The 26,840-nt window shown below is 51.3% G+C and carries 24 protein-coding genes; 9 read left to right on the top strand and 15 right to left on the bottom strand.

The window, feature by feature from the left end:
- Positions 1 to 53: 53 nt before the first annotated feature.
- On the bottom strand, positions 54 to 461 hold the full coding sequence (locus tag H8K29_RS10555) for an SRPBCC family protein (protein WP_186897574.1): 408 nt from the start codon (positions 459 to 461) through the stop codon (positions 54 to 56).
- A 643-nt stretch (positions 462 to 1,104) separates the two neighbouring features.
- Here H8K29_RS10555 and H8K29_RS10560 point away from each other — a divergent pair.
- Genes H8K29_RS10560 through H8K29_RS10580 form a run of 5 tightly spaced genes read left to right on the top strand, consistent with a single transcriptional unit; the run spans position 1,105 to position 5,792 of the window.
- A complete protein-coding gene (locus tag H8K29_RS10560) occupies positions 1,105 to 1,737 on the top strand; it encodes a hypothetical protein (RefSeq protein WP_186897575.1) in 633 nt (210 codons plus the stop codon).
- Positions 1,734 to 2,405 carry an ABC transporter ATP-binding protein gene (locus H8K29_RS10565; protein WP_222611466.1) on the top strand — a complete coding sequence of 224 codons (672 nt, stop codon included), beginning with the start codon at positions 1,734 to 1,736 and terminating at the stop codon, positions 2,403 to 2,405. The genes H8K29_RS10560 and H8K29_RS10565 overlap by 4 nt, the downstream gene beginning before the upstream one ends.
- A 5-nt stretch (positions 2,406 to 2,410) precedes the next feature.
- The gene (locus H8K29_RS18205; RefSeq protein WP_222611467.1) at positions 2,411 to 3,631 is read left to right on the top strand and encodes an FtsX-like permease family protein; all 1,221 of its coding nucleotides are present in this window, start codon (positions 2,411 to 2,413) and stop codon (positions 3,629 to 3,631) included.
- A 14-nt stretch (positions 3,632 to 3,645) separates the two neighbouring features.
- Complete coding sequence (locus tag H8K29_RS10575; RefSeq protein ID WP_186897576.1) at positions 3,646 to 4,443, top strand: outer membrane lipoprotein-sorting protein; 798 nt, start codon at positions 3,646 to 3,648, stop codon at positions 4,441 to 4,443.
- Between the two features lie 5 nt (positions 4,444 to 4,448).
- Positions 4,449 to 5,792 carry a hypothetical protein gene (locus tag H8K29_RS10580; RefSeq protein WP_186897577.1) on the top strand — a complete coding sequence of 448 codons (1,344 nt, stop codon included), beginning with the start codon at positions 4,449 to 4,451 and terminating at the stop codon, positions 5,790 to 5,792.
- A 68-nt stretch (positions 5,793 to 5,860) separates the two neighbouring features.
- Here the strand turns inward: H8K29_RS10580 and H8K29_RS10585 are convergent, their stop codons facing one another.
- From H8K29_RS10585 to H8K29_RS10635, 11 genes are all read right to left on the bottom strand, one after another.
- Complete coding sequence (locus tag H8K29_RS10585) at positions 5,861 to 6,919, bottom strand: HD-GYP domain-containing protein (protein WP_186897578.1); 1,059 nt, start codon at positions 6,917 to 6,919, stop codon at positions 5,861 to 5,863.
- 454 nt (positions 6,920 to 7,373) lie between these two features.
- Positions 7,374 to 7,727, bottom strand: coding sequence for a hypothetical protein (locus H8K29_RS10590; RefSeq protein ID WP_186897579.1), 354 nt, complete (start codon positions 7,725 to 7,727; stop codon positions 7,374 to 7,376).
- 80 nt (positions 7,728 to 7,807) lie between these two features.
- Entirely contained in the window at positions 7,808 to 8,389 is a 582-nt protein-coding gene (locus H8K29_RS10595) for a Swt1 family HEPN domain-containing protein (protein WP_222611468.1), read from the bottom strand.
- Positions 8,386 to 9,006 carry a DUF5343 domain-containing protein gene (locus tag H8K29_RS10600; RefSeq protein WP_186897580.1) on the bottom strand — a complete coding sequence of 207 codons (621 nt, stop codon included), beginning with the start codon at positions 9,004 to 9,006 and terminating at the stop codon, positions 8,386 to 8,388. The genes H8K29_RS10595 and H8K29_RS10600 overlap by 4 nt, the downstream gene beginning before the upstream one ends.
- A gap of 637 nt (positions 9,007 to 9,643) precedes the next feature.
- Positions 9,644 to 10,645, bottom strand: coding sequence for a DUF535 family protein (locus H8K29_RS10605; RefSeq protein WP_186897581.1), 1,002 nt, complete (start codon positions 10,643 to 10,645; stop codon positions 9,644 to 9,646).
- A gap of 352 nt (positions 10,646 to 10,997) precedes the next feature.
- Positions 10,998 to 11,384, bottom strand: coding sequence for a VOC family protein (locus H8K29_RS10610; RefSeq protein ID WP_186897582.1), 387 nt, complete (start codon positions 11,382 to 11,384; stop codon positions 10,998 to 11,000).
- 154 nt (positions 11,385 to 11,538) lie between these two features.
- Complete coding sequence (locus H8K29_RS10615) at positions 11,539 to 11,838, bottom strand: hypothetical protein (RefSeq protein WP_186897583.1); 300 nt, start codon at positions 11,836 to 11,838, stop codon at positions 11,539 to 11,541.
- Positions 11,839 to 11,862: 24 nt separating this feature from the next.
- Entirely contained in the window at positions 11,863 to 12,732 is an 870-nt protein-coding gene (locus tag H8K29_RS10620) for a hypothetical protein (protein ID WP_186897584.1), read from the bottom strand.
- A gap of 233 nt (positions 12,733 to 12,965) precedes the next feature.
- Complete coding sequence (locus H8K29_RS10625) at positions 12,966 to 13,316, bottom strand: hypothetical protein (protein WP_186897585.1); 351 nt, start codon at positions 13,314 to 13,316, stop codon at positions 12,966 to 12,968.
- 164 nt (positions 13,317 to 13,480) lie between these two features.
- Positions 13,481 to 14,227, bottom strand: a complete 747-nt coding sequence (locus H8K29_RS10630; protein ID WP_186897586.1) for an alpha/beta fold hydrolase — start codon at positions 14,225 to 14,227, stop codon at positions 13,481 to 13,483.
- A complete protein-coding gene (locus H8K29_RS10635; RefSeq protein ID WP_186884280.1) occupies positions 14,224 to 15,234 on the bottom strand; it encodes a M14 family zinc carboxypeptidase in 1,011 nt (336 codons plus the stop codon). Before H8K29_RS10635 ends, H8K29_RS10630 begins: the two co-directional genes overlap by 4 nt.
- A gap of 277 nt (positions 15,235 to 15,511) precedes the next feature.
- Here H8K29_RS10635 and H8K29_RS10640 point away from each other — a divergent pair, with 277 nt between their 5' ends.
- Positions 15,512 to 16,303 (top strand): TIGR00266 family protein, encoded by a 792-nt coding sequence (locus H8K29_RS10640; RefSeq protein ID WP_186897587.1) that lies wholly within the window; start codon positions 15,512 to 15,514, stop codon positions 16,301 to 16,303.
- Positions 16,304 to 16,480: 177 nt separating this feature from the next.
- Here the strand turns inward: H8K29_RS10640 and gshA are convergent, their stop codons facing one another.
- Positions 16,481 to 18,073: a glutamate--cysteine ligase gene (gene gshA / locus H8K29_RS10645; protein WP_186897588.1), complete on the bottom strand. Its 1,593-nt coding sequence runs from the start codon at positions 18,071 to 18,073 to the stop codon at positions 16,481 to 16,483.
- A gap of 288 nt (positions 18,074 to 18,361) precedes the next feature.
- Here gshA and H8K29_RS10650 point away from each other — a divergent pair, with 288 nt between their 5' ends.
- Positions 18,362 to 18,754 (top strand): VOC family protein, encoded by a 393-nt coding sequence (locus tag H8K29_RS10650; protein ID WP_186884283.1) that lies wholly within the window; start codon positions 18,362 to 18,364, stop codon positions 18,752 to 18,754.
- A 107-nt stretch (positions 18,755 to 18,861) separates the two neighbouring features.
- Entirely contained in the window at positions 18,862 to 19,365 is a 504-nt protein-coding gene (locus tag H8K29_RS10655) for a hypothetical protein (protein WP_186897589.1), read from the top strand.
- Positions 19,366 to 19,447: 82 nt separating this feature from the next.
- Here H8K29_RS10655 and H8K29_RS10660 read toward each other — a convergent pair whose 3' ends face one another.
- Together H8K29_RS10660 and H8K29_RS10665 are read right to left on the bottom strand one after the other, a co-directional pair.
- Positions 19,448 to 24,424 carry a PAS domain S-box protein gene (locus H8K29_RS10660; protein WP_186897590.1) on the bottom strand — a complete coding sequence of 1,659 codons (4,977 nt, stop codon included), beginning with the start codon at positions 24,422 to 24,424 and terminating at the stop codon, positions 19,448 to 19,450.
- 146 nt (positions 24,425 to 24,570) lie between these two features.
- Complete coding sequence (locus H8K29_RS10665; RefSeq protein WP_186897591.1) at positions 24,571 to 25,743, bottom strand: two-component system response regulator; 1,173 nt, start codon at positions 25,741 to 25,743, stop codon at positions 24,571 to 24,573.
- A 312-nt stretch (positions 25,744 to 26,055) separates the two neighbouring features.
- Between H8K29_RS10665 and H8K29_RS10670 the strand changes: the two genes are divergently transcribed.
- On the top strand, positions 26,056 to 26,814 hold the full coding sequence (locus H8K29_RS10670) for a DUF1700 domain-containing protein (protein WP_186897592.1): 759 nt from the start codon (positions 26,056 to 26,058) through the stop codon (positions 26,812 to 26,814).
- Positions 26,815 to 26,840 lie beyond the last annotated feature (26 nt).

Raw genomic sequence — 26,840 nt, forward strand, 5'->3', positions numbered from 1 at the left:
CGCGATGGGTAATTTTGGTCCGTCACTATATGGACGAGTTCGCTGTTGAAAGACTACTTCTGACCTTCAACATGGCGCGTAAAATTATTGAGAATTGCCTGCCACCCGTCTCGCTGCTGTTCATCAGAGTGCGTTGTTTCTGCATCGAATGAAACTCTTACTTTGACGCCCTCCGGGCTTGCGCTGAATTCAACTGTTGCCGTCCGGTCTCCAAACGAATATTCAATGAGATGATTCGGGACTACGTTGGTATAGGTGCCGGCAAAGTCAAATCCAAAGCTGCCGTCTTTCGCTTCCATCCGGGATGAGAAAGTGCCGCCGATTCGAAGATCAACATTGGATCTGGTGGTGTGCCAGTCATCGGACGCAGCATTCCACTGGACGATGTCTTCGGGTGTGGTGTAGGCCTGCCACACTCTTTCAATTGGTGCGCGGACATTGGTCTCGACGATAATTTTCATAATTCTTCCTTCGTTTCAGTGGCCGCGAACGCGATGTAATTTGGCGACGCCATAGCTTAACTTGGAATGTTAAAAATAACAATTTTCTTACTATGCCTTGAAAGCCTCATGCGCTGTGCCTGTGGCACAGGCAACACCGAAAAATGCTGATGACTTCGCGCCGCTTGAAGCGCCTGCCTGCGCACGAAAGTCGCCGTTTAAAAGCGGCGATTTTTATAAAAAAGGGGGAGTATGCTCAAAAAACGCCTGAATCTCTTAATAAAATAAAGGGGATGTAGATATACCCCACCCAGTATATTTTGCCTCTCCAGAGGCAAAAAACACCTCCGGCGCATGTATTGCTGGTGACTGCGCTTGGGTTGACGGTGGGTTTTCTGCTGTAGTGGAGTCACCGTTTGGTCGTTGTCTGGTCGCTGTTTGGTCATTTTTTTATCATTCTTTGATCGCCGTTTTGTGCGTGATTCCTGGCCTTATTCTGCGCTTTACGCTGTGCCCTGGTCTGCGCACTAACGAATACCATTCACGCCATTTTGCTGATCGTTCGCGACAGGAAATTGCCGGTGGTCGCATTCCTGTCGCACGTCTTCATCCCTCTCCTTAAGCTGGCATCTGCTGTCCCCACTTTCATTTTAAGGAGAACACGATGTCCACCAAATATAGCGCTGCCTTGTTGCTCAGTCTGTGCGCATCTATGTTGACGATGCCTGACGCCAATGCGTATTCCGAAGCCGATTTTGAAACAGCGTTTCAATCTTTGCGCGCGGGCTCCGGTAATGAAGAACGTGCCGCTAAAGCGTTTCAGAATTTACTCAATGCCGAACCCGGCCAGCCTTTGCTGATGGCGTATGCGGGTTCTGCGACCAGCCGTCTGGCGGTGACAACAATCTTCCCGTGGAAAAAAATGTCGTATGCGGAAGAGGGGCTGGCGATGATAGATAAGTCGCTGATACTGGCAGAAAAAGAACCCACGCAGTTGCACGGTCATACTTTGCAACTATTGGAAATCAAACTGGTTGCCGCATCGACGTTTCTGGCGGTGCCGGAATTCATGAACCGTCATGCGCGCGGTCAAAAACTGCTGGATGACATATTGGTTCACCCGCAGTTGTCGACGGCTGATCTGGGGTTCCGTGGTGAAGTCTGGATGCGCGCTGCGCGTCTGGCGCAACAGCAAAAGCGGATAGAAGACGCGAAAAAATTGGCAGAAGAAGTGATCCGCAATCAGGCACCGCAGGCAGAAAAAGCTAAACAATTATTGCAGGGCTTAAGCGCATGAGCGCCATCATCGAATTGCAGGGCGTGCATAAATCGTATCGCCTAGGGCAGCATCTGGTGCGTGCTTTGCGTGGCGTCGATCTGCAAGTGCAGGCCGGTGAGTTGCTGGCGCTGACTGGCCCTTCGGGTAGCGGCAAGAGCACGATACTGAATCTGTGCGGGCTGATCGATCAGGCAGATCAGGGCAGCGTTTCGATACTGGGCAGAGACATTGCCAGTTGTTCTGAACGCGAGCTGACGCTGCAACGACGCCAGACTATCGGTTTTATTTTTCAGAGTTTCAATCTGGTGCCGGTGATGACGGTGGCTGAAAACGTTGACTATCCGCTGTTCCTCAACGGGGTACCGGAAGCTGAACGCAAAATCCGCGTGGCGGCACAGCTCAAAGCTGTTGGCCTCGAAGAGCATGCGCAGCATCGGCCAGATGCGCTGTCAGGTGGGCAGCGTCAGCGGGTCGCAATTGCACGTGCACTGATCAAGCGCCCTGCTTTAGTGATCGCCGACGAGCCAACGGCCAGCCTGGATTCTGTCACCGCCGATCAGGTGCTTGATCTGATGCGTGAGCGTGGTCAGGCAGAAGGCGCTGCATTTGTGATCGCCAGCCACGATGATCGTTTAACCCGCCGTGCGGATCGCATCGTGCATTTACTGGATGGGAGGCTGCAATGAGATTCGTGCGCTTTGATATAACCTGGCTGCGCTTTGCTTTTCACAATGCCTTGCGCAACCGCCGCCGTTCGCTGGTAACGGTGAGTGTCGCCGCATTAGGCACGGCGGCGCTGCTGCTGGCAGGCGGCTTTGCGTATTCGACCTATGAAGGTCTGGCGCAAGCGGCAGCACGCACCAGCGGGCATCTGATCGTCGGCACAGCAGCGCATTTCGACAAAGAAGAAGACACGCCGTTGCAATATGGGCTGAGCAATGTATCGCAACTGGAAAAACAACTGCTGAGTGACGCTGCGGTGCGCTATGTATTGCCACGGGTGGAATTCAGCGGGCTGATCAGTAATGGCGATAAATCCACCATCATGCTGGGTGTGGGCATCGATGCGAATGCCGAGTTCGCGGTCAAAGGCCCATTTCTGAAAGTCGTGGCGGGCAAGATATTGGAAGATCAGAAGACCGCAGAAATCGTGCTTGGCGAAGCCCTCGCCCGCAGCCTGAAAGCCGCGCCGGGCAGCAATCTGACGCTGATGGTCAGCACGACTGAAGGGGCGCTCAATGCGATAGATGTGAATGTCAGCGGCATCGTGACAACAGGCATTCCGGATATTGATAAACGTCTGGTGTACACCGATATCCACACAGCACAAAGCCTGTTGCATACCGATAAAGTCAGCAGTCTGGGTGTGTTTCTGAGCGAGATGAATGCGACGCCGATGGCGCAACAACGTCTGCAACAGCAGTTGCCCGAGCTGACCATACAGACTTGGGAAGATCAGGCATTTTTCTATAAATCGGTACGCGATTTGTACAACCGTATTTTTGGTGCACTCGGCCTCATCATCAGTCTGATCGTGGTGTTTGTTGTGGCCAATGCAATGGCGATGGCGATTATTGAACGTACCCGTGAAACCGGCAGTTTGCGGGCGATGGGAACGCTGCCCGCCGAGCTGATCCGCAGCTTTTCATATGAGGGCATGTTCCTCGGTGGCAGTGGTGCGCTGCTGGGCGCGGCGATTGCCTTGACGGTGGCCTTGTTGCTGACTGTTTTTCCGGTACAGATGCCACCGCCACCCGGTCGTTCTACCGGTTACCCGTTAATGATCAGCCTTGATCTGAGCATGTATTTACTGACCATCAGCGGCATGATTTTGCTGTCCATGCTGTCATCCGCGTTGATAGCGCGCCGCACACTGCACCAGTCCGTTGTCGATGCACTGGCCCACACCTGAACCGAAAGACGAGCATGAAAAAATTATTCTATCCAGCCCGCATGAGTCTGCTGAGTCTGTTGAGCCTGCTGAGTCTGAGCTGTCTGTTGAGCATGACCACAGCGCAGGCCGCCTCGCAGTTTGCTGCGCAGTTACCTGATGTGAGTCAGATGTTGAAAGCCACCGACCAGTTGCGTGTGGGTGGCGGCAATATGCAGGTGGAAACTGAAATCACCACGTTTCAACGTGATGGCAGCGTTGAAAAAGAGCGCAAATACCGCGTCTATAGTCAGGCGCAACGGCAGTCATTGGTATTGATGCAGAGCCCGGCTGAGAAAGGCCAGAAAGTGCTGATGTCGGGCGATGATTTCTGGATGCTATTGCCCGGCAGCCAGCGGCCGATGCGCATCACGCCTATGCAGAAATTACTCGGCGATGCTTCGGTCGGTGATATCGCCACCATGAACTGGGCAGAGGATTATCAGGCAAGCCTGGTCGCGGAAGAAAAATGCGACGACAAAGCTTGTCTGCATTTACGACTGGATGCCAGCCGCAAAAGTCTCGCCTATCAACATATCGAACTCTGGATAGGCAAGAAATTTTATGAACCCTTGAAAGCCGATTTGTATGTGCAGTCAGAAAAACTGGCGAAGCAGGCGCGCTTTGTGATGGATAAAGCGCAGGCGCCGACAGCGGTGGTGGAAATGCTGCTGGCAGATCAGCTCAGCAACCATAAAGAAACCCGCATACGCTATCTGCAGCGTCAACCGAAAACCGTCCCGGAACAATGGCTCAATCCCATGTTCCTGGCAAAAAATCCGACGCTGGAGTGAGCAGCATGCGCCACACCCATCACACGCTGGCTTGCCTGATGCCGTTGCTGTTGGCCGCCTTCAATTCAGCAGCGCACGCGGCGGATACCGCAGCGCTTGCCGTCATGGCAGAGGCGACAGAAACGACAGCAACAGCAGCGACAACCACAGCAGCGACAACCACAGCGACAACCGCCGCAGACTTCAGTTACAGCGGCAACTGGCGCACGCTGCTGAACTCCGCACAGATCAACACTGTCGGGCCTGCAGCACTCACCGGGCAACTTCAGCCCGGCATATTAACGCCGGTACAAACGAGTGTGCAAAGTGAGCTGGAAATGAAGGCGCAGTACAAAAACTGGCATACCACGGCCACCCTGCACACAGAAAAATCCGACAGCAACAGCGCCCACAATACAGGCTGGCTCAATGAGTTCTATGGCAATCTGGATCTGGGCGCGTGGCAATTGAGCGCCGGGAAAAAAATCATTGCCTGGGATGTCGGTTATGGCTTTCGTCCGAACGACGTGATTCAGCAGGAAAAACGGCGCAGTCTGATCAGCCAGACGGCGATAGGAAAACCCCTGGCGAGTCTGGACTTTTTTACCGCAGATCAGGCGCTGAGTCTGGTCTGGGTGAATCCTGCGCAGAATGACGCCGTCAACAATATCGAAGAACAAGCCGTCGCAGCGCGTTGGTACCAACGCAGCGGCAATGTTGACTGGCACGGTTTTGCGCGCTATGGCAAACATACGCAAACCAGTCTTGGTGCCGCTTTTTCGTGGGTCGCCAGCGATGCCATTGAGCTGCATGGGTCTTTGCGCGTACAGCAAAAAGCGGCGATATTGCAGCAGACCGCATTCACCGGTTTGGCACGCAGCGCGCCGTGGCAATGGGAAATGCAGAATCAGATCAGCCAGTTGCTGCTCGGTGCGAATCTGACGACAGAAGATCAGCACAGTTTTTTTGTTGAATACTGGTATGACGGCAGCGCCCGCAGTCAGTCTGACTGGCGACAATGGCTGACGCAGAATCAGCAATTACTCAGCATGGGTCAGCAAGCGGCATGGCGCTTGGCGGCCGCAGCCAATCTCGCGTGGCAGAATAATGCTTTTAACGCCAGCAGCAATTTGCGCCGACAGAATGTGTTTGCCCGCTGGAGCTGGCAACGTGACGCGTGGCAAACGGCGGTTGATGTGCTGTGGATGCCGGAAGACGGCGGCAGGATTACAACCTTCAGTCAGGAATGGCAGGGCGACCGTTGGCACTGGCAGACTGGCCTGCGCGTATTCAATGGCCCGCAACAGGCCATCGCGCGGCAATTACCGAATACCCACTCGGCCTATGTATCGGCAACATGGGCGTTCTGAACGAGGTGATTTGTGTGAGAGGAGACGGTGAGATTCGAACTCATCCCTGTTAATGATATATGTTCTGCTTAACTCTGCTTCATCATCAGGCCACGCACGACATCATTGAACGCATTGACCAATTTTGGATCGAACTGCACTTCGATGTTGGCATTGATTTCTGAAATCGCACTCAGCAAACTTTTTTTATAGCTGCGATCTGAGCGTTCGGTGGTGATAGAACAAAAGGTATCGACAATCGCCAGTATGCGTGCCCCCGGATGAATTTGTTCTCCGGATAAACGATTCGGGTAGCCGGTGCCATCGTAGGATTCATGATGATCCAGCACCATGCGTGCGGCCTCATCCCAACCCGAAAAGCGTTGCAACATCTGATGGCCGAGACGCACATGTTCCTGAATGATGCGTTGTTCTTCGCGCGAGAGATGACCTTCTTTGTTAAAAATCGCATGCGGAATAAATGCCATTCCCATGTCATGCATCAGCGCCGCTGCCTGCAACTGTACCGGGTCAACGATCTGCCCAACTGCCTGATTTAACGCCTCGGTGAGCTGGGCTGTCTGCGTGCTGCGGTTCTTACGGAAGATGCTGAGATTATCGATATACGACGACCACTGCTGCATCAGCGCCAAGTCCGGGGGCAGCGGTAATTCCACACGCTCATTTTTTTGTGCATCGCCTTTATCCGTCGCCCTGCCACCCAGCGCTTCAATCGCTGCGCGGAAATGTTCAAGCTTCAGACCGTTGACGGTGCTTTTTTGTAAGTTGTCACAAACCAGCGCAAGGCGGGCACGGCGATGTTCGTCACCGACACCTTCGCTGATAAGCTCAGTAAGCAACTGCTCAATCTCATCGGTGGCCAATAATAGAAATTCGCCAAGCTCAGGAAAATACTGTTCCGGATGCGCACGTAATCTGGAAAAAATTTCTTCGACTCTGTGCATTAATGCATTGAGCGGCGCCAGCCCGACCATCTGGCAATTACCTTTGAGCGAGTGCATAGAACGAAACATGCGATGTATGTATTCCTGCCCGCCTTGCTTGTTCAGGGCTTTGACGCAGGTGTCGACTTCGATGCAGCATTCCCGTGTGCAATCGACAAACTCATCAATAATCGTACGTTCCATCGTGAGGAACTCGGGACAGGTAAAGAAATTGTTTTGGTCGCTGGCGTTCATTGTTTCCTGGCTTTCATAGACTGAGATGGCATGAGTATTTAGGGCACAGCGAGAATGCGAGTGCCAGGCGATGGAGACATGACCAGCGCGGAATACAGCTATTTATTACTATAGGGCAATTTTTGAGCGAATAAAAAAATGCTGTTTGTACCGAAATACAAACAGCATATTTTTTTCAAACATTAACAAATACGTCGGTTTTTCACGTCAGTGGCAAGAGCATATTTTCAACATTTGTCGCGCCAGTGGATACCGCAGAATTTTGTTGATGTCCGCCGGGAGGCAGACGGTGAATAGGGTGGGTAAGGCGTAGGGACTGGTGTTTGAGCGACTTAATAAATTACATGAATAAAATGCCATTAGCGAGAATTATGGCTTAATAAATACAGGTTTACTATTCTTCTTATTTAGTTATTTTGCCGCCACCGCACGCTACATTTTTGCCGTCAGCACTAATTTGGCAGGAGGTAGACATTCCACCACATGCGACATTTTTACCATCTGAGCTAATTTGACAGGAGGTAGACATTCCACCACATGCGACATTTTTACCATCTGAGCTAATTTGACAGGAGGTAGACATTCCACCACATGCGACATTTTTACCATCTGCGCTAATTTGACAGGAGGTAGACATTCCACCGCATGCGACATTTTTACCATCAGCACTAATTTGGCAGGAAGCTGCCCCTGTATGAGAGTTTGCAAATGAGGATATTAGGCACAGCATTAGAAGGCAATATTTAAATTTATTCATATCTTTTGATCTGTGATATTTAACGCCCGCGTAATCGGCGCGAGCTTGCGAGCGTCCTGATTGACGCGATTGTCATGTGATTACAGGCCAACAACTCTGTTCCAATCTGCTATGTACATGTACATTCTTTGAAATTCGCTAGGCAATAACATTCTGTTGTGAGCAATGAAATTGCGCGATTTTTCAAGCTCATCCATTCTCTGTTTGAGCCAGTGTTGTGAAGGAATGATGGATTCAAAATGCTCCCACTTGTTTAAGATCACCTGAGCAAGATGCCCAAAATCTAAAAAGCCAAGAAGATCAGTTTTTTCACCTTCTAGCCATGAATCCTGATGGGCTGTTTTCTGTCTAGTTTCAGCATGTTGTTTTACTTTTTGCGGCAGTTTATCAATCCAATCCACGCCTTCATTTTCAGATAATGTTTGCCTTATAAACTCTCGTACATGATTCTCGAAAGAGAATAGAACAGCATATAACCTAGCCATTTCAAGGGCATTGTTCCTTAAGTTAACTGGGAATGCTGCTAGAGCCTCCGCCAAAAGACGCTCTTCAGTTTCTGTTTGATCTGCCCCAATTTTTATTCCTGCTTTTTGAAAAATAGATGCTTCAGCTTCAAACAATAATCCCCTAAACAGAAAGTCTCTTAGCTCCTTGTGCTTCAAAATAGATGTTCCTTCAGCGACTTAAATATTGCGTTATAAACTTCAATATCCTTTGTTGCAGGCAAATGTACCTGAATGTTGTAATGCAACCCTGGCGTTTTGATGTGCACTGCCGGAGCACTTGTAGGAACCTCTGTTACAACACTCGCTGGTTCGTGGCTTTCTGTTGGTTCAGTTATTTTTTTTGAGGATTGTTTTGCCTTTAAATCCGCCAAATCCAGGAGGGAAAAAAATGTTCGCCTCATATTCAAGGCCACATTATCACTTGCGTTGTGATAGCTCTTAAACTTGCCCTCAATCGCAGAATGATCCGCTGATGTCGGATGTTCTTTTATAAGGAAAATGTCCGCATATGCTTCCTTTAAAGCTTCACCCATAATTTGTTTGGATTGGGAGTGGTCTCGGTAATCTTTGTAGCGTGCTGTAGGCTTGCCGTCAGGCGTTAAAAAACCAAGAGCTTTTAGCAATGGTATGTATGCACGTTGCTTGTTAGATTTAAATCCTAGGTCAATTAAGAATTGTTGTGTGAATTGAGGCGGAGCCTGTCCATCTCTTAGCTTGCTAAAAAAATCGCCTAGTTTGCCATAAGCTTCTGTGTAAGCATTTGATAAAGCCAATTTCGTCTCCTTCCTCAATTCACATAATGTGATTTAATTTTCATTTTTGAAAGATAACTGACTGCCAAAATAATTGCAATTTGTTTACATCCTTTTGAAATCTGCATGGCGCTTGATTGTTTTTAGTTATACCTGATCAATCGCAGGTATAACTGAATCAATAAAAAGTGCAGATCGAATCAACTCAACGCGCATCGTGTTAGCACCAGGCAAGCAGCAAAAAAAGGGCAGCCAAAGCCCCCGTTTCTTATCAAACCAAAAATCAGAATCTGACTACGTGCGGTCTGTGTGGAAACGGAACCACATCGCTCTTTGAATCATGTCGTTTTTGGCAAAAACAGGGGAGTATGTGTAAAAAATGCCCCTATCTCTTAATAAAACAAAGGGGTTTTAAATATACTCCAACCAGTATATTTTCAGCTCTGGCAGGTAAAAAAGAGGAAAAAACAGACAGTGCTGGTCTCAGTTCTCCAGCGATGTCAGTCATTTTGGAATGGTGAAAACGTCGCTGCGGGTGAGTGCGGACAGTGGGGTGGTGCCGATTGCCACAATGCGCCACGTTGCGCGGCTGATGTCGTCGGCGGTTTTTTCTTCTGGCGATATCCAATTACGCCAGATCGTCAGCAGGATGTGATCGTTAGTTGTGGCTATGCTGGAGATGGTGATTGCGGTCGTGGATGGCGGCGTGCATTTGTGCGCGCATGGCATCGGTCAGCGCTGCGCGGCGGCGATATTCGCTGCGTTTGTTGGATGGTCGGGATTCAATCGGCTTTTCATCCGGTGCATGCGGGATCTCGAAATTTCCTCTGTGATTTTGATATCCGCCAGCGAGCAACCATAACTGGTCGTACTCGGCATAAATACATTTTTTCAGGCGATAACGCCATGCGCGGTGTATGTGGTTTTCTTTACTGACGCATTCTATCGTTGTGCAATGGATTTGCGAGGCGAGGTTGCGTAATACGTCGATCAATAACAGGCGTGGCTGTATCCCATGCAATGCGCTGGTGGCTGTGCGTGCCAGTTGACGGCAATTGCCGCGGTTTGATTGAATGCCGCCGACCTTAATCGCATTGCCGTGGTGATTTTTCACCAGGGTGAACGTGACATAAAGCAGCGTCTCGTCATTCATACTCAGTGCAAGTGTGAGGCCGCCTTCGCGTTTAAATGCATCATCCCGCAACAGGTGAATGGTGAAGTGTTCCTCATTTTTTCCGGCAAACCTGGACAGTAAAAAACGATGGCCACTGACAATGTCTGCCGTATTTTTTGCACCCAACAGACTATGCAGTAATTCGAAATGGCAGGCGAGCATGTTAACCCGTTCCATTGCGCCGAGATTGCGATCAAAGAATGGGCGATGAATAACATCAAGCAGGTTGGCATCGCGACCAACGAGCTGCCGTAAATAACTGCTTCTGACAAACTGATACCAAGACAGGCTGGGTTTTAAATTGAGCAGCGTGCGGGCTACAAATTTACTTTTTCGCTCAAGGCTGACGGTGTCTGCGGCGGACGTCATTTTGTAGGCCCATGCCAGACTGGCTGTGACCTCATTTGTCCACTGATAGCATCGCTTCAGATGTGCAACCAGGCCGGGTGCACATAAAGCGGAAATATTTTGTTCAAGCTGTGACACAGCGCGACCTATTTATGCAACATAATGTGGCTGATTGTAACCCAATGTATCCACTTCACAATTGGAGCGATGCTTCAGGAAGGGTGAAAGCAGTACACAAATCTGGCTGATTTCTAACGATTTAACAATATTTATAGTTTTGCGGTCGCTTGTTCGTCAGGTTTGGGGCAACGGTGTCCCGTTTGTCTGGAACGCAGCAAGAACGAACCGTGTGTGGCCGGGCGCGACCCACGCCGGTGCCGGCACTGAAAGATGAGCGCGCCGCCGTTTGTGCAACAACACCGCACGCTGTTTTATCTATATTGGTAGCGGGGAAGGCATCCCGCAATTTGATGTCAAAAGACTTGCGCGCTCACTGGCCTTGCGGTGCTTGCCACAGTTCGACTTTATTTCCCTCAGGATCAATCACCCAGGCGAATTTTCCATATTCAGATTCATCTGTCTGATCGAGCACGTGACAGCCTTCGTCCTTTAACGCCTTGACTAATGCGTGCAGGTCCTCCACCCGGTAATTCACCATGAAGGAGGCCGAACCCGGTGCGAAATGATCGCTGTCTTGCGGGTGTATGCACCAGGCAGTGGTGCCCGCAACCGGCTTGCCATCGGCATCTGCCCAGTCAAAAGCTGCGCCGCCCCAGACCTGAACATCAATTCCCAGATGTTGCTTGTACCACGCCTGCAATGCCGGTGCATCTTTGGCTTTGAAGAAAATGCCGCCTATGCCTGTGACTCGCTTCATAGCAACTCCGCTGTGTGATGGTAGAAAAAGAAATGGGCTGATGATGGGGGTATCTGAGAAAACAGAAACCTGAACGCAGGGAGAACAGCCATCGGGCGTGTCCAGCCGTTGTGAAGGATACTTGTAGTGCGCTATCTCTGCAACGATACTGCGCTCAGGCGGCAGCAATCAAGGCGACGATTTTTGTGATGGCGATCAGCAAATCCTGACGGTCGGCATCGTCGCTGATGGCGGTTTGTATGGCTTTCATTTGCGCCAGTTCTGCATCACTGGTGATGGTGCCGGCTTTCAGCAAACGTGCCTGATAGTCACCGTAGTCTTGCAGCAGTTCTTTGAGTGGTGCGATCAGCACGGCTTTATCATCCAGTGTGGCAGCGCGATACTGGATTTGCAGATCGGTGATGGTGTTGCCCATCACGCGCAACATTTCAGCGTCATTGTCTTTGACAGGCATGGTGTCTCTCCCTTTAACAGCGCATTATTTCTGGCTGACGACGGCATCCAGCAAAGGACTGAGCGCAGCGTCATTTTTCAAGTTCGCTTCTACGCGGTTGATGCTGTTGATGGCACTTTGTGCTGTGGCTGCGCGGTTGGTGATGTTGCCGTACAGGGCAGAAAATTCTCTGAGTGATTCCAGCAAATCAGCCACTGTCATCTGATCGTAATGGACGCTGGTTTGCGCCAGTTTTTCTCCGAGTACAGTCGCTTTTGCAAACTGGCTGAGAATGAGGTCGCGGCTCTGTGCCTCGTTGGTTTGATTCAGCAGGATATCGTCAGCAACGCTGCCGAGCAACGCGGCGCGGGCTTTTTCGTCAGCAACGGCCATGGCTTTGCTGCGGGCTTCGATAATGCGGATGCGGGAAATATTATCTCTGCCGGTGGATGGCAATTCAGCAAAGATATGCCCCAGTCTGGCAAAACGTGCCGTGACATTGACTACTAGTTTCTGCGCTTTTTTTACCTCATCCGTTGCCAGCAGATAGCCGCGCGGCAAATCGGTATACATAGCGGCGAGCTGCCGGTGTGCCTCGCACGCCTGATTCAGGGCAGTCAGCGCCGGGGCGTTTGCGCTGTCGGTAATGCTGTTGTCGGCATAGATTAAATCGAGCTCAGTAGCGCCAAATTTTTTAGCCTGCGCCAGCGATGTGGCAATGTCTGAGCGGGTAAGTGCAGGCATTGCCACAGCCGCTTGCAAACTATCGGCACCCATTTTGCAGGCGCGGTCTGCTTCATTGCTGAATGTGGTCGCGGCAAGCTGCAACGCCTGCGCTTTTTCCTGATTGCACGCGGAAAGACAACAAACGCTCAATAAGATCAGAGCGCACTTGATTGCTGGCAGGGTATTCACGCGGCACTCCTGGTAAGTAAGGTCAAGGAAGGCAGAACCTTAGTTCATGATCAGCAATTTAACAGTGGCATTGAAAATGTCAATAATTTAATAATTTGTCTGATGTTTCTGTCGCGCCAGAATCGCATCCAGCCCAAATCCGATGTGATAAAAAAGGGAAGGCATTGATGCGATGCGCCTTGGCGAGCGGAATGTGGCCAGCAGGCGCATCTTGATTGGGGGGGATATGCAGCTTATTTTTTTACGGCAGGCAGATTGTATTTTGCACGGCAGGATTGGCGCATTTCCATTTCCTGATTCAGGCTTTCCTGTAACGGTGTCTGATTGGCGGCAGATTGCGATTTGAGTGCGCGTTCGAGGAATTTATCCGCAAAACATTTGCAATAATCATCCAGCTTAGGATTGCCTTTGAGGTCACTTTCCCCGGTCGGCATATTGACCGATTTTTTGCACATATCAGCATAACCATTCGATGCCTGAACGAGTTGTGCGGCGGTCTGTGCGGATGCCGTGACACTGAACAATGCGGCAGCAGCGCAGGCGGAAGCGATGGAAGCGAAGCGAAAAGCTGAAGGGCGATGCATAAAATTTCCTTCTGATGTGAGTTGAAGCTCTATTTTTGAAGTTCTATTTTAACAATGCACGCTTTTTTACCTCTTGATAAAAGTGTAAGTAAATGTATACGTGGCGACAGATCGGCGCGCTGCGTATGTCGCGTCGATGCGGCGCCGAGGAGATGAGGAGCTGATTAACTCAGTGTTTGCTGTATGACCCAGGCGGGATCGTCGAGTGGCAGGTCGTGTCCGGCATCAGGATGGATGCGCAATTCGACCTGCCAGCGGTGAGCCAGAGTAGCGGAGCATTGCGGGCTGACCAGCACGTCCTTGGCGCCAGCCAGCATCAGCAGCGGCACTTGCGGTGCCTGTGCGGGCGCGCGGTAGCGCATCGCGGCGACCAGTTGACGTAGGATGTTGCGGCGGCGGATAGGGTATTGCTGCGCGTAATGAACCCAGTCGTTGAGCAGTTGTTCTGCTTGAGGGGCATCGCTCTGATGGCTGGTCAGACGCAGGATCAGTTCTTCGCGCTGGCGCTGTGTTCCCGTCAGCATCGTCGCGATGATGGCAGGGTAATTGGAGGGGCGCAGGCGCTGATAAAACGGGTTGTGTGGTGCGAGGCTGGTGTTGATCAGCACCATACGTCGCAGCTCTTGCGGATAGCGTTCTGCCCACGCCACCGCGACCATACCGCCGAGCGAGATAGCGAGCAGTTTGATCTCGCTTTCGACTTGCTGCTGAAGTTCTTGCCGAACTTGCCCGCGCGCCTGTTCGACCATCGCGCCTATGCTGGTGGCGCTGGTTTGCTGATATAAAGAGCCATTACCGGCAAAATCGAGGGTGATGATGCGTTCGTTCGGATGGGCTTGTGCAAACTGTTGCGTGAAGTTGCCCCAATGCCGTTGTTCGCGCATCAGGCCGCGCAGCAGTACCCAGGTCATGGGCGATACCAGCGTTGCACGGCACGCTCTTGCAGACGCAGACGGGTCGGGCCTTGCGCCAGCCATTCCTGATGGCCACAGGTGGCGCGCATTAAAAAATCCAGCCACGAAGTATGCCGCCGTAAAACACGGTGCAGGCGATGCTCTGCCACCGGATTGAACATGCCGTGACGCGAAAATAATTGACGCGGATTTTTTTTGACCCACAGCCACGAGCCCATTTCCAGCGTCAGCGGCAGAAAGGTTTTGCCGGGCTGTTCTTGTGATTGTAGGTACAGATAATCCCAGATATCGCCATGTGTGCGGTATTGCAGGCTTTGCGGCTCAAACAGGTAGCGATGATTCGGATGAGTTTGCTGAAACAGTTCTTCCAGCGACAGAATATCGGCCAGATGCGGAATCGGATGCACGCTGTGCGCATGCGGAAACCAGACGCGGTCGCGCAGGCCAAAGCCGGAATGGCAGTCGATTGCGATGCTGAACTGGCGCGATAATAATTCTTGCTGAACCGTGCGTACCAGCGCAATATTTTCAGCTTCCATGTCAGCGTCTGCCGGCCCCCGGTACCACGGCAAGTGTTTGCTGATGCGATGCCCGCCGAGCAGGAACGGCACTTTTTCGGTTGCTTCTACCGGCGCATTGCGCATCAGATCGACGCCATTCGGATTAGCGCGCGTTGCCTGCCACATGCCGCCGGGATTCACCAGTGGCATAAAAACCAGCCGCACATCCTGCAGCATGTGTTGCAGGCTTTTATCCCATTTCAGACGGGTCAGTAATCCACGCAGAAAAGATAGCAGCACTTGCGAACCTATACGCTCCAGCCCGTGGATGCCGCCAAAAAAACCTATCGCAGGCAAGGATGGGTCGGGATTGCCCAGTGCCAGTTTGTACACCGGAAAGCGCTTGTGCTGGACATCGATCTCGCACAGTACGTCAACCTCCAGATGCGGATGTCCGAGTTGAATGATGTGTTCGAGTTCTTTTAATTCAGGCAAGGCGGGCATGGAGGTGTGCTTGAAAATGGACTGTGCCATGCTAGGGGAGTGGCGGCAAGAATGCAAGAATATCCTTGCGCAGTGCGCATGGATCAGACGCTGACGGCCGATGGGCGCTGGTGCTCAGAAAAATAGCTGCCGGGCGACGAACTGATGTGTTTTGTAGCGCGGTATTTTCAGAAAAATATTACCGGGCGAAAAACTAGCGTTCGCGCTGGTGTTCTGGCTACAATGCCGCTCGCTGTGTTTTGCACCGGTCAACCTTTTTTCATCAGGAAAATTCATCATGGCAATGGACGTTATTGATTATCAGATTTTCGGCGACGACATGCAGTTTGTCGAAATTGAACTCGACCCGAATGAAGCGGCGGTCGGTGAAGCCGGTGCGATGTTTTACATGGAAGACGATGTGCAGATGGAGACGATCTTCGGTGACGGCTCTGCTGCGCAAAGCGGCATTTTCGGCAAACTGCTGGGCGCGGGTAAGCGTCTGGTGACCGGCGAATCGATGTTCACCACGGTGTTCATGAACGGCGGCAGACAAAAACGCAAAGTGGCTTTTGGTGCCGCATATCCCGGCAAAATCATTCCTATGGATCTGGCGCAACTCGGCGGCACTTTACTGTGTCAAAAAGATGCTTTTTTGTGCGCGGCAAAAGGCGTGGCGCTCGGCATCGCATTTCAGAAACGTCTGGGTGCAGGTTTCTTTGGCGGTGAAGGTTTTGTATTGCAAAAGCTCGAAGGCGATGGCCTCGCATTTATCCACGCCGGTGGTGCGATCATAGAAAAGACCTTACAACCAGGCCAGACCTTGCGCGTCGATAGTGGCTGCGTGGTCGCCTTTACGCAAGACATCGATTTCGATATTCAGTTTGTTGGCGGCGTGAAGACCGCCTTGTTTGGCGGTGAGGGCATGTTCTTTGCGACCTTGCGTGGTCCGGGCAAAGTCTGGCTGCAGTCGCTGCCATTATCCCGCCTTGCTAACCGAATCGTCGGTGCTTCTAAAATCGGCGGTGGTAAAGGCGCTGAACAAGGCTCTGTACTTGGTGGCCTGGGTAATCTGTTTGAGGACGAATAAATTGTTCTGACTGAATAAAAAAGCCGCCAGCAGTCTGATCTGCTGGCGGCTTTTTTGATGGTCAGGACTTATGCAAAATCACCACGGCGATGTTATGACTCCTTGCCGTACTGTTCGTACTGTCTTCGTCGCCATGCCTTGCCGCGACGACTTTGCGTAAGTCCTATGGTCGCTAAATCAGCTTTCGCAGCATAATTGACTGGACGTGCGGGAACGGTAATCGGTGATGAATTCATCAAAGCTGCCGGTTTGCGAACGTTCCATTTCTTCCTGTTCGGCGACGGAGGCTTTGGCCAGTTCTTCGAAATAGCGACGTTCTTCCTCGCTTGGCGGGCGGGCGCGGAATTGTTCTGCCAGTACCTTGCTTTGTTTCAGAGCAAACTGATAAAACGAATTATTTTCGGCACGTATCGCGGCTAAAACCTGCGCGGATGGCGTCAGATCGGGGTTTTGTAATTTTTCGCGCTGCACCTGCAGAGAATCAGCATGCACACGATCGCCGCGTTGTGCATCTAGCAGTGCGGCTACCGGTGCAATTTTTTCTAATAATTCCAGCCCCCAGTTTTGCAGGGAAATTTCTTGCCCGCCATGACGCAGCATGAGACCAGGGCGGCGTCCTTCTTTGACTGTCAGCGCAAAATTGCGGGTATTTTCCTCGCCTTCGGCCTGATTGGTCAGCGGGCTTTCATCCAGCGCACAGAACAATAAAAACGCATCCAGAAAACGCGAGGTTTCCAGATTAATCCCCAGCGGATCAAATGGATTCACATCCATACAACGCACTTCAACATATTGCACACCGCGCGCGCAAAGGGCTTCGATAGGGCGCTCGCCGGTACGGATCACGCGTTTCGGGCGTATGGTCGCGTAAAACTCGTTTTCGATCTGCAGGATATTGGTATTGATCTGTACCCATTCACCGTTGACTTGCGTACCGATTTTTTCATACGCCGGATACGGTTTGCGAACAGCGATAGACAAGCTGCGCATGTAATCCATCAGGCTGTTATACGGCGGAACCAGACCATCCTGCGCATTATTCTGATAACCCAGATCGCTCATGCGCAGGCTGGTCGCGTAAGGCAGATACAGCGTATCTTCCGACAGGCTTTGTAACTGATGCGTACGGCCACGCAAAAACGATGTTGCCAACGCTGGCGAGGCTCCGAACAGATACATCAGCAACCAGCTGTAACGTTTGAAATTGCGGATCATGGCGATGTAATTTTCTGACTGCACGTACATGGCGTCGCCGCTGGTGTTTTCTGCTTTTTGCAAGACTTTCCAGATGTTTTCAGAAATCGAGTAGTTGTAATGAATACCCGCAATACATTGCATGCTTTTGCCATAACGCAATGCCAGACCGCGCCGGTACACATGCTTGATCATGCCGATGTGCGAGTTGCCATACCAGGCGATCTGTATGTCTTTTTCGTCTGGCAAAGGGCAAGGCATGGACTGGCTCCACAACATTTCGTTGCCCAGTTCGGTATAGGCGAAGCGGTGAATCTGATCCAGTTTTTCCAATGCCAGCGAGATATCCTGTTCTGCCGGCGTGATGAATTCCATCAGGGACTCGGCATAGTCGGTTGTGATCTGCGGGTGGGTCAGCGTTGCACCCAATGCGGCCGGGTGTGGCTTCGGCGACAGGTGTCCTTCTGCATCAACGCGCAGGGTTTCGCGTTCTATACCACGCAAGCCCTGTCCGAGCAGAGGGCGGTACGTGTCGTTATCCAGTAGTGCCAGTCGTCGGTTTAACAAGTTGCTCACGAGAATTCCTTCTAAATTACGGTGTTTTGCATCATCTGCATCAATTTTCGAGCAAGCATAGCCGAAATTTGCATTTGGCATCGTGACCCGCATCAGTGTTTGCTTTTCAGCGATTGATGAATCTGAAAATAAAAAAGCAAAACATTGTAATTTTGGTTATATTGTAATGATGACGCTGAGAAATTGTACGGTGGATTTATTGCAGGCATATTTTCCCGGGTGGAATCTCTTGTTGAGTCTGTTTTTAGTTCCCGGCCGCCTTAATCATTATTCATGGGGAGTCAGTTGATGCAATTCGCTTACACGATTATTTACGTACCTGACGTTGCCGCGTCGCTCAGTTTTTTTGAAAAGGCTTTTGGCTGTCGTCGTCGTTTTTTAGATGATTCAGGCATGTATGGCGAACTCGATACCGGTGCAACCAAGCTGGCATTTGCGGTACATGAAATGGGGACTTTTAATTATCCCGGTGGTCATGTTGAAGCCCATAAGTCTGCGCAACCACTTGGTTTTGAAGTCGCCTTTGTCACTGATGATGTGGCGCAGGCACATGCGCACGCTTTGCAGAGCGGTGCCAGAGAACTTTCGCCGCCTTCACAGAAACCGTGGGGACAGACGGTTTCTTACCTACGCTGCCCCGATGGCATCATGGTTGAGTTGTGCACGCCGTTGCCAGACTGAATTCGTGAACGACAGACGCAAGGAAGTGCTTAAAAAACTTGCAGATCTGTGGCGATAGTACAGAATACAGTGCTGTCCTCGTCGTAATTTTTCAGTCGGAGTCCGCCATGATGACCGTGCCTATTGTGATCGCGTTTGAAGCCTCGGGTTTTGGCAGAGGCAGTTATCCGGTTGAAGTCGGTTTTTCTCAGCGTCACGGCGAAGGCTGGTGCAGCCTGATCCGGCCAGAACATGACTGGAATCTGTGGGACGAGATTGCTGCTGGCTTACACCAGATTCCGCGTGAAATTCTGGTGGCGAATGGTAATCCCGTGCGGATGGTGGCCGAACAGCTCAATAGCCAACTCGATGGATATACCGTGTACACCGATGGCTGGGTACATGATTACATCTTGATGGCACGTTTGTTTGAGGCGGCGGCGTGTTCACCGAATTTCCGATTAGCCGATCTGCGCGAAATCATTTCACCGCAGCAGGAATCCATGTGGCAGGCAACCAAAATACAAGTTGAGGACGAACTCAATCTGGCGCGTCATCGTGCCAGCAACGAGGCGCGGATACTGCAATTGACATGGTTACGTACATTTGATGCCTGTCGTATCCTTCATTAATGAGCGCAACGCCTCATTTTTTGCGGGCGTGGGTTGTTGCAGAAACTAGCCATTTTTCTTCCTTTAACATCGGCCTGACAGGCTAGATGTCGATTCCATGTATCGCCATTGCTTCCCGCAACTGATCTGCAGCAAGAGCAAAATTAAAATCATGTATGGCGGACGCAAGTGTAATAAAACGTTCACCGAGAGCCGCCCGCATCAGCGCTTCGTGTTGATCAAAGGTATCGCTGCTGGCAAAATCATCCGCCGCAAGTTCTGCGGCGAGACGAATGCTTATTTCACGCAATTCGCCCAGGTCAACAGCCACCGCGCTCTGTACTGACTCGACTACCGGAAAGCGCTTATCGATTGCGCTAACGAGTTCTGCCAGCGTGCCTGGAACGAGTTTTAGTGTTGCTTGAATTTTCTCCTTCGGCTCTCTATTCCTGATGGACTGTTCAAGTGACTCGGCCATCGTGCGCAATTCTCCGGCACCAATTTGTCCGCATAAACCTTTGAATGTGTGTGCCAGACGTTCCGCCAACACCAGATCGCCTTGTGTCATTGCCTCTGCCAGCCGCTCTGGAAAATCTTTCTGGCCGTCACTGAACTTGCGTAGTAAAGACGTGTACAGCGCTTCTTTTCCCAGCGCATGATGTAAGCCAGCCTTCACATCAAGCCCGGCAACAGGTGCGATCGTGACAACGTCAGATTGCTTATGTGCAGGTTTGATGGTGGCGAGAGTCACTTCCCGTAGCGGTTTAATCCAGCGCCGCAGGGTCATCCATAACTGATCAGGATCGATAGGTTTGACGAGGTAATCATTCATACCGGCGTCGATGCAACGGTCACGATCGCTCGCCATCGCATTGGCTGTCATCGCTATTATCGGCAACGCCGACCACTTTGCCTGCTTGCGAATTTCGCAGGTTGCGGTGACGCCATCCATGATCGGCATTTGCATATCCATCAGAACCATATCGTAGTCCTTGTCCTGATTGTTCAGCATATTCATCGCAATCGCGCCGTTATCAGCAATGTCGACCAGAAACCCAGCCTGATGAAGCAGTTCCATCGCGACTTCCTGATTCAGTTCATTGTCCTCAACCAGTAAGATGCGGGCACCGGCAATCGCTGCCAGATCGGTTCCTGGCGCCGGATGTTCTGCCGAGCGCAACTGGCTGTTCTGGGTGGTGCCGAGGATGCGCATTGCGGTGTCGAACAAGAGTGACGAAGTCACAGGCTTGATCAGAACATCATCGATTCTTGCATCGTCCGCCGCCTTCATAACTTCGTCGCGACCATAGGCTGTGATCATCACCATGTGCGGCGCATTTATCGACATGCTGTCGCTGATTTTCCTGGCGGTGGCAATACCGTCCAGACCGGGCATTTGCCAGTCAAGAAACACAATTTCATAGGGCTCGCCCGCGTTTGCGGCGCGTACAATTTCGGCGATACCGGCTAACCCTGAAGGCGCGAGTGAAACAACAAACGACATGTTGCTTAACATGTCGCCAATCACTTCGCGGGCGTGATCGTTGTCATCAATCACCAATACGCGGCGGCCACGCAGATCCGGTGCCGGTAGCAATTGTTGTTGTTTTCCCTCGCGATGACCAAGCGGTACGGTGAACCAGAACGTGGAGCCTGTTCCCAGTTTGCTGTCGACGCCAACCTCGCCGCCCATCAGGCTGACCAGTTGGCGCGAGATGGCAAGACCCAAACCAGTGCCGCCATACTTGCGGGTTGTGGAGGAGTCGGCTTGCTCAAAACTTTGAAATAAGCGATTACGTTGTTCCTCATCCAGACCGATGCCAGTGTCGCTGACTGAAAAATTGAGAATGAGCTCACGGGACGAAGCACGCGCAACGGCGACCCGGATCGCGATATTGCCCTGCTCAGTAAACTTGACGGCATTATTGGCATAGTTAATCAGCACCTGACCGATACGCAATGGATCTCCGATCAGGCTGTGAGGAACGTCTGCATCAATTTCCAAGATCAGTTCGAGGTTTTTGGCGGCTGCTTTTTCGGAAATTAACCCGATCACATTTTCTAATACCTGATCCAGCTCGAAATCGATGGATTCGACAGTCATCTTGCCAGCCTCTATCTTCGACAGATCCAGAATGTCGTTGATGATGCCGAGCAGGTGCTGGCTCGACCACTGTATCTTTTTCATGTAATCGCGCTGGCGTGGTGTCAATTCAGTCTTCATTGCCAGATGCGACATCCCGATAATCGCATTCATTGGTGTGCGGATTTCATGACTCATGTTGGCGAGAAAATCTGATTTCATGCGCACTGCGTTTTCAGCCAGTGTTTTGGCTGCGCGCATTTGTTCTGTGGCGGCACGTTCGGCGGTAACGTCCTCGAAGACCACAACGTTGCCGCGCGTCGTATCAGCCGGATCAATGGCCCGGCTGAAGGTACGGCACCAAAGCGAGCTGCCATCTTTGCGTAACAGATTCATCTCGCGGACATCGATTTTTCCGTGCAGGATGTTCGGATAAATCTGATCGCCTGCGTTAATGTAGGCATTCTCATCATGGAACCAGATGCGGGTTGATTGTCCGATTTGTTCGCCGAAGGCATATCCCAACATTTCATCCATGCGCCGGTTGCAGCGCATGACGATTCTGTTTTTGAGCAAGACAATTCCGGTACTCGCCGCATCAAACAGCGCGTCCCGCTCGTGAATTGTGGTATTCAATTCGGCGGTTCGTATCTCTATCAGTTGCTCAAGGTGTTCACGATGTCGTTCAAGTTCATCAAGCATCGCCTTTTTCTCGGTGATGTCTTCCTTGATTGCAAGATAGTGCGTTATTTTGCCATCGGGTTGACGTATTGGTGCAATGTTGGCGAACTCCACATATTCGCTTTGATCTTTGCGCCGGTTGACGAGCTCGCCGCGCCAGATTTCACCGCGCGAAAGCGTCGCCCACATGTCGTCGTAGGTTGACTGTGGTGTACGCCCGGATTTGAGGACACGTGGATTGATGCCGATGGCTTCTTCTTTTGTGTATCCGGTGTTGCGCTGAAAAGCATCATTGACATATTCGATTCTGGCATTGATATCGGTAATGACGATACTGTCCGGGCTTTGCTCGACCGCAAGAATCAATTTACGTAATTGATTTTCCTGTTGCTTCCTGACGGTAATATCCTCTTTGATCGCAACATAATGGGAAATACTGTCATCCGGCTGGCGTAGCGGCACAATAATCGCCGCTTCTATCTGTTCCCGCCCCGCGCGATCGAGGTTGATGAATTCGCCATGCCATGTCGTGCCGTTTGTCAGCGCCTGCCACATGGAATCATAGACTGTCGCCGTTGTTTTGCCTGACTTGAGCAAGCGGGGATTTTTTCCGATCACATCTTCGCGTGTGTAACCGGTATTGCGGGTGAAGGCATCATTCACATACTCGATGCGGCAATCCAGATCGGTGATGATAATGGAGTTGGGGCTTTGTTCAATGACCAGCGACAGTTTCCGTATCTCTGCCGCGCCTGCCTTCTCAGCAGTAATATCGCGCCAGATCGCCACCAGATAGTCGCGCTCTTTTTGCCGAATTGCTTTGACGTTGACACGAACCTCGATGACTGTGCCATCTTTGCGCCGGTGACGATTTTCGAACTCCACTCGACCGTGGTCTGCGACGTTTTTCCTGAGTTCGGCGAATTTTTCTTCAGTGTCCATCGTTGCCTGCGTATCCGTCACGCGCATGCTGAGCATTTCTTCGTGCGTATAACCCAGCAGTTTGCAGCTCGTTGCATTTGCTTCGATAAAGCGCAGGGTTTCCATATCCACGAGTTCAATGGCATCCGGCGCTTCAGCAATGACAGTGTCAATCAGCGCCTGCCGGTCCGCTTCCTCGGCTGCGATAAGGTGTCGCTCGACGGCAGCAGCCATGTGGGTCGCGATGGCTTCCAGCAGGCTCTGTTCTTCGGGAATGAACGGCGCTCCCGCATCGACAGGCAGTGCTGCGGTATAGACGACGGAGACCCGCGCATTTTGCCCCTGGATGCCGATGAAAGAGGCACTCAGGCGCTCCCCCGAGGCTTGCTTACCGTAATGCTTGTCACCGCAATCGATGAATCCTGTTGCCATATCAGGAAAGCGCATCGCCGCCGGCAGCCGCGCTGCGACTAAATCAAACATACTCTCAATCGCGATGTCGTCGCGGACAGTGATACGCAAGATATCGAACAGGCATGAAAGCTCTTTCATGCGCTCACCAAGATCATACTGCGCTTGGCGGTGCGCCAGACTGGTCTCGCGAAAGGCAAGCACGGCACGCGCCAGATCACCCAGCAGACTGCCTCTTTTTTCTGCGATGACTTGTACGTCTGGCAGCAATTTCGGGGTCAGAACACCTTCTGATAAACCATCCAGAGCAGACGTTAGCATCGACAAGCGACCAGTCAGACGCATGATCAGGCGTAGCCATATCACGATCAGCATCAGTATCAACAAGCCGCCGATCACAACGTTCTGGATCGCATGTGTCTGAAAGTTTTTTTCCCGTGTTGCACTGCGCTGTGCCATCTGATCGTTGAGGTTGGCCGCGACGATGCGCACTTGTTGCGAGATATGTTGCTGACTGAGGTTTGCCTGATACGTATGGCTCATCGCACTGGACGTATCGGTTACGGCCAACGTTGTCGCCGCAAGGACGGCATCGCGATAATCCTGAAAATTTTGCTGCAAATCCCGCAGGTTCTTCTCATCCACAGCTTCTTTTGCTGCTACCAGCTGTTGTTCCATTTCGGTCAACTGGTTTGCCAGTTGCTGATGTATACGGTTGGCAACCGCCTCATCAATCTTTTGCAAACGGGCTTGCTCTATCAGCGTGGCGAGCTGAACCTGAATCGCTGTGATGCCATTGTTGATATTCCTGTTGAGTCTCAGTTTTCTTTGATCCTCAGCTGTTTCGGCAAGCGCGGTCTGATGTTCCTTGTTTAGTTCGCGGAAGGACAGCAGATTAAGCGTGCCTGCCAACAGCACAAACAGTGCTACCGGCAAAAAAAAGCCCATTATGTAAGGTAGCATCGGGCTACGTAAAAGCTTCATTTGTAATCCTGACGTCATTGATGAAATGTTTCAGCACTTACTGCAATCCCGACAAACTCTGTAGTGTTGACCTATGACCGATCGCCGCGACTAATCTGAGTGATGGCCGGTGTTGTCGGATAAATTTTCGTTGAAGTCTTTCTGACTCAGCTTTTCTCTGTGACAGGATCAGCGTATCGCGCAGCAATCTCGGCAAAGCGTTCGCGGCAAGCGACAAAAGCATCAACGACCGCTGGATCAAAGTGCTTGCCCCTCCCATCCATGATGATTTTTGTTGTCTCGTCGAGCGTCATTGGTGGTTTGTAAACACGGCGTGTCATCAGTGCATCAAAGACATCTGCCAGCGCCATCAGGCGTGCCGACACCGGAATCGCGTCACCGGCAAGACCGGCGGGATAGCCGCTGCCATCCCATTTTTCCTGATGGCTCAGAGAAATTTCGCGAGCTACCTTGAGAAACGCAAACGCACTACCTGCAATTTCTTCGATAGCGTCATCCGCACCAGCTAATGCCTGCTCCATTGCCTTGGTAATCGCATCGGCACCGATCGTCGTATGTGTTTTCATGATCTCGAATTCCTCCACGGTGAGACGACCCGGTTTGAGGAGGATCGCATCCGGTATGCCAACCTTGCCAAGATCGTGCAGCGGCGCTGCTTTGACAATCATGTTAAGTCTGGGGCCTGCCAGCGCATCGCGGAAACGTTCGTGCTCAGCCAGATTTCGTGCCAGCAAATCCACGTATATCTGGGTCCGCACGATGTGCTGACCAGTCTCGTTATCACGCGCTTCAGCAAGACAGGCGAGTGCCCGTATACTCAAATCCTGTATCAGCAGGTTTTCGCGCATACGGCGTGCCACCTCGCGTTCTAGCCAGTCGTTTTCATTGGCAAGGCGATCGCGTGCGCGCTTAAGTTCCAGTTGCGTATGAACGCGCGCCAACACGATAGAAGGATTGAACGGCTTGGTAATGTAATCAACCGCACCGAGTTCGAGGCCAAATTCTTCGTTTTCCGCAGTCGCCATGGCGGTGATGAAGATGACGGGTATGTTTTTTGTATTTCCATTAGCGCGCAGATGGCGCAATACTTTGTAGCCATTCATTCCGGGCATCATCACGTCCAGCAGAATGAGATCAGGGCGAGGGTCAGAGTCGGCTGCATGCAAAGCCCGTTCACCGGAGTTGGCAGCACGGATGTGGTAGTCCTGTTTCAGGAGTTCTCCCAGCACCTTGATGTTTTGTGGCGTATCGTCGACGATCAGAATGGTGGTGGGTGACGCAGAGTCCGAAAGGGAACTTTGCGATATGCTTTCATGCATGACATTATTCTCTTATTGTGACTGGCGATTGTAGGAGTCCCGAATTCAGTATATCTGAGATGCTTTGGTCTGGAAAGCGGTGCATCCGCAGCGTTTTATCGTATGTCCAGACTGCCTTTGATGTTGATGCGCAAGACATATTTTTCGCTGTATGTTTTCCCATCGGCATGAATATTCTTCCCCTCCTGTCTGCCGTTTCTGCATTTCATTCCTGGGTTTTGACACGCTGTCGCATGGGCATCGCTTCGTGCTGAATAAATCCGTATTCTGTTTCCATCGTATCCGGAAACAGAATCAGGGAGGGAACATAGCATGACTAAAACCGATTATATGAATGCACTCAAGCTGGCTCTGCAAGATTTGCCGGGAGATATTCAGGAAGAACTGTTGTGGACGTATGAGGGAAAGTTTATTGATGGCATGGTTGCAGGAAAAAGTGAGCAGGAAGTCATTGCCCAGCTACCTGCACCCGCGCTGGTTGCCATCCAGCAAAAAGCAGCAATACATCTTCGTCAGTTTAAAAACAAAGTCAGCGTCGGGAACCTCGCACGCTTAATTGTTGCTTTGTTTGGACTGATGATTTTCAATCTGCTGATGCTGATTCCTGCGCTGTTCTGTTTCGCCATGTTAAGCAGCGCTTTTATTACGGCATTGTCTTTGTATTTCGCGGGTATTTTGCTGACCGCTGGCGGTATTACAGGCGTTGATGAATTGCATATCCATGACATGCCGTATCAGCTTGTTGTTGGTCACTCGCCTATGACTGCAGATCGTCAGATAAATAATCAAGCCCGGGTCGATATTTCAGCGTCCGGGATTCAGGTCAATGGCGAATCTGTTGCGGAAGATGAGCAGCAGACAAAACGACTCCGGATCGCAGAGCCGGTCGACATCCAGATTAATCTCGGCAAACAACTTGATCTCTACGATGTATTCAAAGGTATCGGCATGATCATAGGATCGGTGGCTTTGCTGATGTTGAGTATGTTTCTGACTAGGCTTAGTTTCCGTGGATTCAGACAGTATCTGCGCTGGAATTTTTCGCAACTCAGACTCACCCCAGCGACCTGAGTCAATGCGAAAACCGATGAATGTCA

Source organism: Undibacterium sp. CY21W (genome assembly GCF_014284265.1).
In the GTDB taxonomy this organism is placed as follows: Bacteria; Pseudomonadota; Gammaproteobacteria; order Burkholderiales; family Burkholderiaceae_D; genus Undibacterium; species Undibacterium aquatile.